This window comes from Paraburkholderia sp. UCT70 (assembly GCF_050434085.1).
In the GTDB taxonomy this organism is placed as follows: Bacteria; Pseudomonadota; Gammaproteobacteria; order Burkholderiales; family Burkholderiaceae; genus Paraburkholderia; species Paraburkholderia tuberum.
The window spans coordinates 1,940,407-1,952,895 of the sequence record NZ_JBNPVZ010000002.1 but is presented as its reverse complement, the minus strand read 5'-3'; the positions used below and the strand labels follow the sequence as shown (position 1 = coordinate 1,952,895).

At 62.1% G+C, this 12,489-nt stretch carries 10 protein-coding genes and 1 pseudogene; 3 read left to right on the top strand and 8 right to left on the bottom strand.

The genetic code is table 11. From position 1 onward, the window contains the following. Positions 1 to 4 precede the first annotated feature (4 nt). The 4 genes from OKW41_RS11295 to OKW41_RS11280 all read right to left on the bottom strand — a co-directional run bounded on the left by OKW41_RS11295 (position 5) and on the right by OKW41_RS11280 (position 5,318). The gene (locus tag OKW41_RS11295; protein WP_429443499.1) at positions 5 to 1,213 is read right to left on the bottom strand and encodes an efflux RND transporter periplasmic adaptor subunit; all 1,209 of its coding nucleotides are present in this window, start codon (positions 1,211 to 1,213) and stop codon (positions 5 to 7) included. Between the two features lie 368 nt (positions 1,214 to 1,581). Then, complete coding sequence (locus OKW41_RS11290; protein WP_429443498.1) at positions 1,582 to 3,048, bottom strand: amino acid permease; 1,467 nt, start codon at positions 3,046 to 3,048, stop codon at positions 1,582 to 1,584. A gap of 363 nt (positions 3,049 to 3,411) precedes the next feature. After that, complete coding sequence (locus OKW41_RS11285; RefSeq protein ID WP_429572527.1) at positions 3,412 to 4,140, bottom strand: hypothetical protein; 729 nt, start codon at positions 4,138 to 4,140, stop codon at positions 3,412 to 3,414. Positions 4,141 to 4,895: 755 nt separating this feature from the next. After that, positions 4,896 to 5,318, bottom strand: coding sequence for a hypothetical protein (locus OKW41_RS11280; protein WP_429443494.1), 423 nt, complete (start codon positions 5,316 to 5,318; stop codon positions 4,896 to 4,898). Positions 5,319 to 6,022: 704 nt separating this feature from the next. On the opposite strand from OKW41_RS11280, the gene OKW41_RS11275 reads away from it, so the two are divergent. Continuing rightward, positions 6,023 to 6,427, top strand: a complete 405-nt coding sequence (locus OKW41_RS11275; protein ID WP_090809994.1) for a helix-turn-helix domain-containing protein — start codon at positions 6,023 to 6,025, stop codon at positions 6,425 to 6,427. Between the two features lie 70 nt (positions 6,428 to 6,497). On the opposite strand, the pseudogene OKW41_RS11270 reads toward OKW41_RS11275, so the two are convergent. Both OKW41_RS11270 and OKW41_RS11265 read right to left on the bottom strand, forming a co-directional pair. Beyond that, a pseudogene (locus OKW41_RS11270) lies at positions 6,498 to 7,454 on the bottom strand (pyridoxamine 5'-phosphate oxidase family protein); the annotation flags it as partial. 43 nt (positions 7,455 to 7,497) lie between these two features. Next, positions 7,498 to 8,139, bottom strand: coding sequence for a glutathione S-transferase family protein (locus OKW41_RS11265; protein WP_429572526.1), 642 nt, complete (start codon positions 8,137 to 8,139; stop codon positions 7,498 to 7,500). A 109-nt stretch (positions 8,140 to 8,248) separates the two neighbouring features. Here OKW41_RS11265 and OKW41_RS11260 point away from each other — a divergent pair, with 109 nt between their 5' ends. Both OKW41_RS11260 and purU read left to right on the top strand, forming a co-directional pair. Then, on the top strand, positions 8,249 to 9,163 hold the full coding sequence (locus tag OKW41_RS11260; RefSeq protein ID WP_429443490.1) for a LysR family transcriptional regulator: 915 nt from the start codon (positions 8,249 to 8,251) through the stop codon (positions 9,161 to 9,163). A gap of 136 nt (positions 9,164 to 9,299) precedes the next feature. Further along, positions 9,300 to 10,175, top strand: a complete 876-nt coding sequence (purU, locus tag OKW41_RS11255) for a formyltetrahydrofolate deformylase (RefSeq protein ID WP_429443488.1) — start codon at positions 9,300 to 9,302, stop codon at positions 10,173 to 10,175. A gap of 58 nt (positions 10,176 to 10,233) precedes the next feature. Here the strand turns inward: purU and OKW41_RS11250 are convergent, their stop codons facing one another. Further along, positions 10,234 to 11,091, bottom strand: coding sequence for a glycine betaine ABC transporter substrate-binding protein (locus OKW41_RS11250; RefSeq protein ID WP_429572525.1), 858 nt, complete (start codon positions 11,089 to 11,091; stop codon positions 10,234 to 10,236). A 183-nt stretch (positions 11,092 to 11,274) separates the two neighbouring features. Continuing rightward, positions 11,275 to 12,465 carry an FAD-binding oxidoreductase gene (locus tag OKW41_RS11245; protein ID WP_429572524.1) on the bottom strand — a complete coding sequence of 397 codons (1,191 nt, stop codon included), beginning with the start codon at positions 12,463 to 12,465 and terminating at the stop codon, positions 11,275 to 11,277. Between the last annotated feature and the right edge of the window lie 24 nt (positions 12,466 to 12,489).

Genomic DNA, 12,489 nt, shown 5'->3' with positions numbered 1-12,489 from the left:
CCCGTCAGTGCGCGGTCGAAGCGGGAGCGGGGGACGCGGCCGAATGCGCCGCTGGCGACGCATCGGGGGCGGGCCGCGCGTCGACCCGCTGGCCCGGCTGCACTTTCTGCCAGCCATCGACGATCAGGCGCTCGCCGGGCTTCAGACCGTCGCGCACGGTCCAGCGTCCTTCGCCCTGCTCGCCGAGATAGATATTGCGGCGGACCACGGTGCCGTCGTCGGCGACCAACGCAACGCTTGCAATGCCGTTGTCGAGCTGCACCGCGCGCTCGGGAATACGGATGCCCTGCACATTGCCCGCCGCGATGATGCGCCCGCGCACGAACTGCCCCGGCAACAGCGTGCGGGCCGGATTCGCGAACTGCGCGCGCACCGTCTGCGTACCGGTCGACGGATCGACGACGAGATCGGCGAAGTCCAGAAAACCGCGCTCGTTGTAGACCTGGCCGTTGGCAAGGATCAGTTGCACCTCGACGTGCTTCATGCTGGTCGGCTTGCGCGCGCCCGACTGGATCTGCTGCTCGACGTCGAGCATCGCGGTATTCGACTGCGTGAACACTGCGTTGATCGGCGTCAGTTGATTGACCTGCGTGAGCAGCGTGGCGGCGCCCGCGCTGACGAGCGCGCCTTCGGTGACGAGCGCGCGGCCCGCGCGCCCGGCGATCGGCGTGCGCACGATGCAGCGATCAAGCCGCAATTGTGCAAGCGAGACCGCAGCTTGCGCATCGGAGACATTGGCCTGCGCCTGCTGCATCGTCGCAAGCGCGGCGTCGTATTCCTGCGCGCTGACTGCATGACGGCCGACGAGCGGCTTGAACCGGTCCACCACCGACGCCGCGTTGTCGCGCACGGCGGTCGCGCGCGTGAGCGCGGCCTGCGCCTGCTGCAACTGCGCGCGATAGTCGCTCGCGTCGATCTGGAAGAGTGGGGCGTTGGCCGGCAGGTCCGTGCCTTCCTGATAGAGCGTGCGCTGGACGATGCCGTCGACGCGCGCGCGAATTTCGGCGGTGCGCACGGCCTCGATGCGGCCAGGCAACTCGACGACATCGGCGACAGGGGTGGTGGAAACCGTTTCGACCAGCACGGGAACCGGCGGCATCGACGCGGCGGTGGGAGTCTGCGGCCGGTCGTTGCAGGCGGCAAGCAGGAGCGGCAAACCGGTGATCAGAAGCGATACGGCACGACTACGCAGGCGGAGTGCGGAGCAAAGCAAGAGAAACTCCTTTGATCAAGGCAGTCTTTTTTGCGCGTGAGATCGGTGACGGTTTTAACGGTTTGCGGTCGAATTAACTATTCAGAACGTGTGTGGGTGCGTTAATGCGGGGAAAAGATTTCTGTTGATCCTACCGTGTCTGGGTGGCTTGTCAATTTGTTCTTGGTGGTCGCGAGTGGCATGGACTCGCAAGGACCAGGCGGCGGACGCGGTGGTCACGACCGGGGGATTCCCGCTCGCAGACGAGATCTTGAATGGTATTTGTCAATTACATGTCACTTGCCATCCAGCAATTGCCGCAATTCAAAGGCATGCAATTGTCATCGAAATCGATGCGCCTGAAAAAAATATTCCGAGTCGCCACACACTCACGTACGTTTGCGCTCCGGATGCCGCAACACCGAATGGTTGCGGCCGTATGACAGATAAATCGTCATGCCGATCACGAGCCACACGACGAGCCGCAGCCACGTGACGAGCGGCAAGCCGACCATCAGCAGCAGGCAGAACAGGATGCCGAGCACTGGCACGACCGGCACGCCGGGCGCCCGGAATGGGCGCGTCGCCTCGGCGTCGCTGCGCCGCAGATAGATCACCGCGCCGCACACGAGGACGAACGCGAACAGGGTGCCGATGCTGACCATCTCGCCGAGCACGCCGATCGGTGTCAGCGCCGCCACGATCGCGACGACGGTGCCGATCAGGATCTGACTCAGATAGGGTGTATGCAGACGCAGATGGACCCTCGAGAAAAAGTGCGGCAACAAACCGTCTTGCGACATCGTGAAGAAGATGCGGCTTTGTCCATAGAGCAGCACGAGTATCACGGTGGTCAGCCCCGTCAACGCGCCGATTTTGATCAGGATCGAGAACCACGTGAGCCCGATCGCGTCGACGCCCTTGGCGATCGGATCAGGAACGTTCAGCTCGGGGTACGGAACGAGGCCGGTCAGCACGCCGGCGACGAGGATGTACAGCACCGTACAGATGATCAGCGAGCCGAGAATGCCGATCGGCATGTCGCGCTGCGGCTGTCGCGCTTCCTGCGCGGCGGTCGACACCGCATCGAAGCCGATGAACGCGAAGAACACCACGGCCGAGCCGCGCAGAATACCGCTCATGCCGAAACTGCCGAACTGGCCGGTATTGGCAGGAATGAACGGATGCCAGTGTTCCGGCTTGATGAAAAACAGGCCGATGGCGATAAACGCCACCACCACGATCAGCTTGATCGCGACCATCACGTTGTTGAGCCGCGCCGACTCCTTGGTTCCCAACACGAGCAACGTGGTCAGGATCGCGATGATCAACACCGCCGGCAGGTTGATGACGCCGGTGACTGTCGAGCCATCGGCCAGTTTGACGATGGTGCCGGGGGCGGCGGCGAGGGTAGGTGGAATGTCGATGCCGACGTTGCGCAACAGGCTCACGATATAGCCGGACCAACCGACCGCGACGGTCGCGGCGCCCATCGCGTACTCGAGGATCAGGTCCCAGCCGATGATCCACGCGAAGATCTCGCCGAGCGTCGCATACGTATAGGTGTAGCTGCTCCCGCACACGGGCAGCATCGCCGCAAGCTCCGAATAGCACAGGCCGACGAACGCGCACGCGATGCCGCCCAGCACGAACGACAGCATGATGGCCGGCCCCGCGAACTGCGCGGCGGCGGTCCCCGTCAGCACGAAGATGCCTGCGCCGATGATCGCGCCGATGCCCATCGCGGTGATACTCGTCGCGCCCAGCGTTTTCGACAGGTGACGGCCTTCTTCGGCGTCCGCGCTGGCGACGATATCAGCAACGGTTTTGCGTGCCATGTAACCGGTATCGGCCATGATGAGTCGTCCCTTTTCAGTGTTGATCAGGCACGAACCGGTTAGGCTGCCATCGGCTCGTGGAGCACGACAAAAACATCCGTCGCCGTGGACGGCAACGGCCACGGCAAGTGCGGAGAAAGCGTCTAACGGCAAATTCAGTCTATGCCGGATTAAAAGCAAAGTGAAATCCGCTTGCTTTGTCGGGGCGATAGGGCAGTGCGATGGCTGGCGCGCGCAGCGCCGGGCGTGCCGCGGGCGCCGTGATGCATTTGTGCATTGCGATCGCAAGCAAGGCCTCTGGTTCGATTCAGGAGGACTTACGATGTGCGATTGCGGAATCGGCAAGCCAACGTGGACGATTTCAGGCTTGCGGGGCAGACCTCAGCCGATCCGTCCGCGCCGCAGCACGCTGCTCAGACCGAGCGAGTGGCCTGGGTCGTAGTAGTGAATGAGGAGTGTGCGCCGCTGCCCGTTCTGTACGTCGAGGTTCGCATGCTGAAGTGCGAAGCCGTTGAATTCGTAGACGCTGCCCGGCTTGACCGGAATGCGCTTGCAGTTGCCGACACGCAGATCATGCAAGGTATGCCAGCTGCGCCAGCTGAGCGGCAGGCTTTGCAGGAAGCCATGGCGCATCTTGCAGATCACGTTGGTCAGCGTCGTTACGGACAGGCGCGGCTTGCAGTACATCACGAGGTCGCCGTTGTGAACTCCGTCGGGTGCGAGCTGAAGCGGAATCAGCAGCGTCAGCAGGTGCGAGTCGTAGTGGCGGCAGTGGCTCTCGGCCAACGAAGTCTTGCTCGCACAGCGCAGTACGTGGAACGGCTCAGTCGGTAAGTTTGTCCGACCGAACTTCGCGGCCATCGCGCGCGCATTCGCGCAGATCGACTGTTCGAGTTCGCGAAATGCCTGACCGCGACGCAGCATCTTTGCAATCTCTGCGCCGGACTGCGAGCGCGGTACCGTCGTGCCAAACAGGTGGTCGATGAAGTCGTTGATTTCGACGATCGACTCCTGCGGAATCACCTCATCAAAAGAGTTCAACGCGACGCTTTTGTCGATTCGAATCCGCTTAGTCTCTGTATGCCCGCGCACGTCTGTCAGGGTGTCCATAGCGCAAATTTCCATTCGCTTTTTGTTCTACGACCGTATTGAAAAATATTCCCTCCGAGGCGGGCACAATGTGCGCCAGCGTACATAAAGCCCTCAGGCGATTGAGCTCGATCATTAAATCTAAAGCGATTTCTCTGACAGCTTTTGTAAATCTCGTTGGACCGATTTGGAAAATGCTGCGACTGCGACGATGCACGCTGGATTTCGGCGCAATGCCCAGGTACGACATTTCTATAAAGCTACTACAACCAGCTTGGGTGATAATTTATCTTATGTCAAATTGCGAATTCTTCGGAAAAGGCTTCCAGTACGCATCGCACGTGCCACCGTCGATGCGCGTGCCGCGTGTCGGCCCTACGCCACAAGCGATGCACACCGATGCCCGGTGACGATCGCGAATCGTCCGAACCGCGACTCTTTCGCCTACCACAACTGACGCCGGGTGCAGCCCGATTCAGTGACCAACAAAACTGGCGCGGCAATTCAATTTCAATTTTTATGGCGGGCCCAATCAGAGCCCTCACGAATTAAGACGCGGCCGTGCGTACAGATTAATTTATGCACGCCACATGCCGAAATTAGACAACTGTTAAATACTGCTTTGCGCACCACGAGAATAAGCTTGGTAGCGAAAGCCAATGCCACTATCGCAGCTCGCGCGGATTTTTTATCATCTGCTATTGCCTTGTGGCTTAGAGACGTTTCGCATTTTTCTCAACCGGCGGGCGTGTCGTCGTTGAGCGGCTGTGAATGGGCTACGTGCATTTCGACGTGGCGTACGGGCGCAACGTGTTCGCCGCCCTCCCACTTGCCGCGATCTGAGATGCATGTTCGAACACGCGCAGACGCTCGGCATCCGCAATCAGTCGCTTCTTCGGCATCGAGCGTCCCGCCGATCCGAAGCCCATCACCTTTTCGTACTCACGCGGCCTGCCGTGCCTGAAGCGATTAAAGAAGTCATCGCCCGGCAGGCCGTTGTCGAGGCTCATCAGGCAGCCGTAGTCGAGCGACGCGCAATCGCTCAGTGAGCGCGCCGCGTCCTCCAATGCGCGATAGCGGCTTTGCAACGGTTCGTCGCGACCGAAAAGCGCGTGCAGTTCCTGATAAGTCACGAGTCTTTTGCGTTTCGCGGCACGCAGTAGCATCGCGGCAATATCGCGGGTCCGATCCATGTTCATGTCGTTCTCCTTACCGCCTGCTTGCAAGCGCCCAATGGCAACCGATGAATGCGCTGTCAGCTTTTATCGCGGTTATGCGTATCGAGTGGGAAACTGCCCGGCATAAAATATTTCCGGTATTGAACGACGCAGCTAAAATTAAGCGGGTGGTTACTGGATTCGGGCTTCACAACGCCACTCTGCGCGAATGCCCCGTTTAGCTATAATCCGCCGGAAAAACGCCGCGAAGGGTTTTCAAGCTTCAGCAGTTTTTTCGCAGCTGTCCGGCGAATCGCCACTCTGCATCGAAAAATGCATTCCAATTAGATTCGCAAAACAGGAATCCGCGCACTCAAACGGTTCAGTCTTCCGACCTGCCGCCCCGCACTTAAAAGCGCCCGACGTCAAGCCGGATGCGGCCTGGCGGTGTCCGGGCTGCCAGAGCGAGCCGAGCCGGATTGACGGCTTTGAATCACGTCAATCAGGTTAGCAAACGTTAAATTCAATCGCAAGAGGGATATTTAAGATTTTAGAAAGAAAACATCATGTAACCGCCTTACGTGAGGATTGCGTGATTTTCTATCAGAGGAAAGGCGCGATTGATTTTTTATTCTTTTGGACACAACGGGCGAGTTTTCGATTATCTGTAGGTGACGCGCCCTTCTCACTGTCTACCCCAGTAACCGATTGCAGTCCGGTCAGCGACCCAACGGCGGAGTTCTCCGATGCATCGACCAAATGACGATTTGCCGACCGTCGCGCGGCGTCTCACGGCGGGCAAGAAACTGCTCGACGGCGTCGCTGCGGCCGAGGTCGCGAGACAGATGGGCATGGCAAAGACCACCGTCGAGCGATATCGCAAGCTATTGGAGCAAGGCGGGCTCGAGGCGCTGAGAAACATGAGCGTCGGCGGCCGCCATTCCGCACTCGCGGTGGCGGATCTGGACTGGTTGGCCCAGGCGCTGAGGGCCTCGCCGCGGGACTACGGCTTCGACGCCGACGGCTGGAGCAATGCGCGCATGCGCGAGCTGATAAGCCGTCAGTTTGGCATTTCGTACTCGCGAGTCTATGTATGGCAACTGGCCACCAGACTCGGCGTGTCTTATCGGCTCGGCCGGAATGCGCAGTAAAACGGCGGCCGTACCCAGCTAAAGCACGCGCGTGCGCATCGGCTCAGGCGATTTCTCGAACCTTTGGCAGAAACTGCGGCGCCAATTCGACCTCCGACCATTGGAACGGCAACGCGCCGCGACTGCGCCGCACTTCGCTCACATGAAACCGCACGAGCCGCTGCGCGCCCGCAAATGCCGCGAGTTCGTCGCCGTCCCAGATGATCTCTGCTCGCACCGCCAGATAAAGCAGATCGCCGGTTGCGAAGTCGATAAACAGCAGACCCGCGCGCGGATCGTGCACGAGGTTGCCGATCGTGTTGAAAAAGCGGTTGCCGCTGTAGTCGGGCGTGGTCAGCGTAGTTGGGTCGTCCACGCGCACGAAGCCCGGCGCACCGCCGCGATGGGAAACGTCGATCCCCTTTCCCGGTCCCGCTTCCTCGCTCAGATTCGCGCTGGCGATAAAGAACGTGTCCGCGCTCGCGAGCAACTCGCGGTCGGCACTGCTCAGAAGCGTGGCGATCTCGGGCTGCGCGCGCGTCGCGGCCACGTCCCGCTCGATGAAAGACGGCGCGCGGCTCTGGATATACTTCGGGCAATTGCCGAAGCTCTGCGTGACTTCGATCTGCAACGTGTCGCCTGCCACGGACCGGACGACGCCATTTGCCCGATTGCGCCGCCGCGTACGCGGCTCGATGCCCAGCGCACCAAGCTGCGCGCCTTCCCGCCAACCCGCGGCGAGCGGATCGCCAGCCAATGCGCCACCTTCGATGCGCAATGTCCGCGCATCCGGTGACGAGACGAAACCCGGCGCACCCGCACGCAGCGTCGCCCACGGCTGAGCGCTCGCATCGACGCCGCCAATCACGACGAACGGCTGCGCGGCAAAGAACTCGCGATGCTGCTCAGGCATGAATCGGCGAATGCCCCGACGTCCCATCGACTCGGCCACCTCACGCACACCCGCGCGCTGCTGCGCATCCTGCTCGCCGGCATGAAACGGCGACGCGTCGCTTCCCCAGTTATTCAACGGGACGAACTCGGACATGATCGGACTCCTTTGCAAGATCTGACGCAGCCGTCAACGCGTATCACGCCGCCAGCAAGCCCGCCTTCGTCGAAGGCATCGCGATGAAACGCGGCAGTGCCTCCACGCGCTGCAGCCACGCGCGAATGTTCGGATACGGCTGCAACGACACGCCGCCCTCGGGCGCGTGAGCGATATACGTGTGCGCGGCAATGTCGGCGATCGTGACGTGTGCGCCAGCCACGAACGGCTTACCGGCAAGCTCCTCGTCGATCACGTCGAACAGCTTGACGGCGATCTGCTTCGCACGTTCGTGGTCGAGCGGCGCGCCGAACACGGTCACGAGCCGCGCGGCGCACGGCCCGTAGGCGATCTGGCCAGCCGCGAGCGACAGCCAGCGCTGCACCGCCGCGGCGCCGCGCGGATCGTCCGGCAGCCACGATGCGTCGCCATAGCGCTTCGCCAGATAGACCAGAATCGCGTTCGAATCGAACAGCGTGAGCTCGCCGTCCTGAATCGTCGGCACCTGACCGAATGGGTTCAGCGCGAGGTACTCGGGCTTGCGGTTGTCGCCCGCCTTCATGTTCAGCTCGACGACCTCGAACGGCAGATCGAGCAGCGTCAGAAACAGCTTCACGCGATGACCGTGGCCTGAAAGCAGCGTCGTGTACAGCTTGATAGGCTCGGCGGGTCTGGCAGCGGGCATGGATGGCTCCGGATACGTTGAATGACACGCCCAGCATAAGGCGTAGGCACTGTCGCGCGGAAGCCCGATAATCCGGGAAACACAGTCAAGCGAGAATGGACAATCGATCATGGCCGATGTGCGCAACGTGAACCTGAACCGCCTCGCGATCTTCGTCGCCGTCATCGACGCGGGCTCGCTGAGCGCCGCCGCGACGCGGCTCGGGCTCGCGAAGACGATGGTCAGCACGCACATGCAGAGGCTCGAGGCGGAGGTCGGCGCGAGCCTGCTGGTGCGCACCACCCGGCGGCTCGGCGTCACCGAGGCGGGCCGCACGTTCTACGAGGCGAGCGTAAAGATTCTGCGCGCCACCGAGGACGCGCTGAACGCGCTCGGCGGGGAAACCTCACCGGTGCGCGGCACGCTGCGCGTCAGTGCGCCGAACGACTACGGCACGCTCGTCGTCGCGCCCGCGCTGGTCGAATTGCGCCGCACGCATGCGCAGCTCGACGTCGAGCTGCTGAGCAGCGACCGCTACGTCGATCTGATCGCCGATGGCATCGATGTAGCGATCCGGCTTGGTCGCCTCGCGGATTCCAACTATCGCGCGGTGAAGCTCGGCAGTTTCGTCAAATGGCTCGTCGCGAGTCCGGAGTTCGTGCGGACGTGGGGCGCGCCGGGCACGCCGGCCGCACTGGAGACGCTGCCCTATTGCGCGTTGTCGGTGCTGCCGCATCCGTTGACGCTCGACTTGCGGCACGTCGACGGCAAGATCGCGAGCGTGCGCTGCGCGTCCGCGTTGCGCGTCAACACGGCCGATGCCTGCCGCGCGGCGACGCTCGCGGGCGGCGGCATCGGTCTGTTGACGGATTTTTCGATCGCGGACGACGTCGCGGCGGGACGGCTGATCCGGCTGTTGCCCGAATGGGCGAGCGCACCGGCGAGCATTCAGGCCGTATTCCCGCCGACGAGTCACCCGCCGGCGAAGGTGCGCGCATTGATCGATACGCTGAAGCGAAGGCTCGCGGCGGAACCTGCGGATTAGCACGGCAGATCCTTCTGGCGCTCCCATTCCAGCGCAACGGCGGTTAGCTTCTATCCGCGTTATCGCCCGATTTGCTCTACTGCGACGATGCGCGCCGCACCCCGCGGCCTCGCCTGATCGTCAATGTGGAGAGCTTATGTCCGCCATTTCCCGTGCTGCTCAAGGGGTTCTCACCGTCGCGTGTCCGAGCGCGGCGGGCCAGGTTGCCGCCGTCGCTGGCTTTCTCGAACGGCATCGTTGCTATGTCGACGAACTCACCGTATTCGACGACGAACTGAGCGAGCGCTTTTTCGTGCGCTGCGTGTTTCACCACGTCGATCGCGACGATGCGCTGCAGATCGCCACGCTGAAGCAGGAATTCGCGCCGATCGCCGAACGCTTCCGGATGACGTGGGCGATCCACGATCTGTCGAGCCGGCCGAAAGTCCTGATCATGGTTTCCAGGCTCGAACACTGTCTCGCCGACCTGCTGTTTCGCTGGCGCATGGGCGAACTGAAGATGGACATCGTCGGCATCGGCTCCAATCATCGCGATCTCGAACCGCTCGCGCGAGCGCACGGCCTGCCGTTCCATCATCTGCCGATTACAGCCGACACGAAGCCACAACAGGAAGCCGGCCTGCTCGAGCTGTTCGATACGTCCGGCGCGGAACTGCTGATTCTCGCGCGCTACATGCAGATCCTGTCCGCCGAAACGAGCCGGGCGATCGCCGGGCGCGCGATCAATATCCACCATTCGTTCCTACCCGGTTTCAAGGGAGCGAGACCGTATCATCAGGCCCATGCGCGCGGCGTCAAGGTAATCGGCGCCACCGCGCATTTCGTCACCGACGATCTCGACGAAGGTCCGATCATCGAGCAGGGAGTCGAACCGGTCGATCACTCGTACAGCCCCGAACGGCTGCTGACGACCGGACGCGACGTCGAATGCATTACGCTCGCGCGCGCGGTCAAGGCGTTCGTCGAGCGGCGTGTGTTCATTAACGGCGAGCGCACCGTCGTGCTGCGGTAAACAGAAAAACGCCGCTGAAAAGCGGCGTTTTCGTGTGCTGCGCCGACGCCTGGCCGAGTTACTTCACCCAGCTATCCACCCGGTCCGAATGCGCGCTGACCCACGCGTCGGCCGCTGCAGCCGGCTTTTCGCCATTCTGCGTGGCCAGCATCACCGTGTCGATCTCGCCCGGCTTCCATTGGAACTTCTTCAGGAACGCGACCACTGTCGGCGCTTTTTTCTCGAGCTCGGGATTCACCACGCTATCCACGTGCTCGGCTTCACCGAATACCTTCTTCGGATCGTCGAGGAATTTCAGCTTGTACTTGGCGAACATCCAGTGCGGCTTCCATCCGGTCACGATGATCGGCTTGCTGGCCGCCTCCGAGCGTGCCAGTTCGGCGGTCATCGCGCTTCCGGAACTCGGCATCAGCTGATAGTCGAGCCCATAGGCCTTGATCGCCTCGCTGGTTTTCTGCATCACACCCGCGCCGGCGTCGATGCCGACGATGCGCGCGCCGAACTCGGCCTTCTTCGCCTGCAGATCGCCGACGCTCTTCACGTCCACGTTGTCCGGCACGATCAGACCGATCTTCGCGTCGTTGAAGTTCGGCCCGAGGTCGACCACCTTGTCCTTGAAGTTGTTCCAGTAGGCACCGTGCGTGACCGGCAGCCACGCGGACAGCGTCGCGTCGAGATCGCCGCGCGCCACGCCCTGCCACATCACGCCGGCCGCCACCGGCACCAGTTTCACCTGATAACCGAGGCGTTTTTCGATCACCTCCGCGGCCACGTTCGAGGTCGCCACGCTATCGTCCCAGCCCTCCACGTAACCGATCTTGATGGTCGGTTTCGAATCGGCCGACACGCCCGCACTGACCGCCGCCAGCATCACCCCCAACGCGCTTGCCACCACTATCTTTCCGATCAGTCTCATCGACGTTCTCCCGTTGATCCATTTGCCCATTGACGCGTTTGCCATCGAACCGCACATCGCGTATTTAGAATCGCCAACCAGAATTGCCGGGTAGCGTTGTTTTTCGACATGCAGTTGTCCGCATGCGACATCCACGCAAATCCGCCCAGTGTTTGCCGTGTTGTTGTGGTGTGATCAGTCGTATTACTTGTCGACGACGAGATCGGTCAGCGGCTTGCTACAGCACAGCAGCACCATGCCTTGATCGATCTCGCGCTGACGGATACCGCCCGCGTGCTTCATCGCCACTTCGCCGGACACGAGCTTCACCTTGCAGGTGCCGCACATGCCTTGCGTGCACGACGCCGGTAGCCGCACGCCCGCCTGCTTCGCCGCATCGAGCACATGCTGGCCGCCGCCGCACTCGATCTCGCGATGACTGCGCGTAAAGCTCACCTTGAAACGCGTGGCGGTTTCGGCCGGCGCGGACGCATCGTTCGGCGCGTCCGCGACATGCGCTTCGGCCAATTGCGCGGCCACTTCGCTGACGGTCTCGAACGAGAAGCTTTCCTCGTGATAGTGCTGGCGATCGAAGCCGCCTTCATCGAGCAGATTGCGCACCGCCTGCATATACGGCGCGGGGCCGCACGTGAAAATCTCGCGCTCCAGAAAATCCGGCGCAATCAGTTTCAGCAGCGGCAGCGTCAGAAAGCCGGTGATGCCGGGCCAATTGGTGCGCGTGCCCACGCGTTCGCAGACGAACGCGGTGCGGAAACGCGCCTGATTGGCGGCGATCAGATCGAGCTCGCGCGCGAAGATGATGTCGTCCGGCGTACGCGCGCTGTGCACGAAGACGATATCGCTGTCCTCGCCGAGTTCATGATGCGCGCGGCTCATCGACATCAGCGGCGTGATGCCCGAGCCCGCAGACAAAAACAGCAACTTGCGCGCCGGGTGCCGCGCGCAGGTGAATTCGCCGGCAGGGCCCAGCACGCGTACCTGCATACCCGCATGCAGATGGTCGTGCAGCCAGTTGGACACCTGGCCGCCCGGCACGCGCTTGACGGTGATCGAAATCGTATGCGGCCGTGTGGGCGCAGACGAGATCGTATAGCAGCGATTGACGCGCTCGCCGTCGATCTCCAACTCCAGCGTGATGAATTGCCCCGGCTCGAACACGAACGCCCGACCGGATGGCGCGCGGAAGAAGAAACTCTTCACGTCGTGCGTTTCGCTGCGGACCTGGCAGCACTCCAGCGTGTCGTCGGCGTCGCTGTTCCAGCGCGCCGGCAGCGCGTCCCAGAAGCGCGGCAGCGTGACGCGGCTCGGCGCGTCAGCTGGATTCTGTGAAGTCTGCTCGATGTCCGGTTGAAACATGGCCTGATCGCGCATCATGGTTGTCCCCCCGCTCCTCATTGC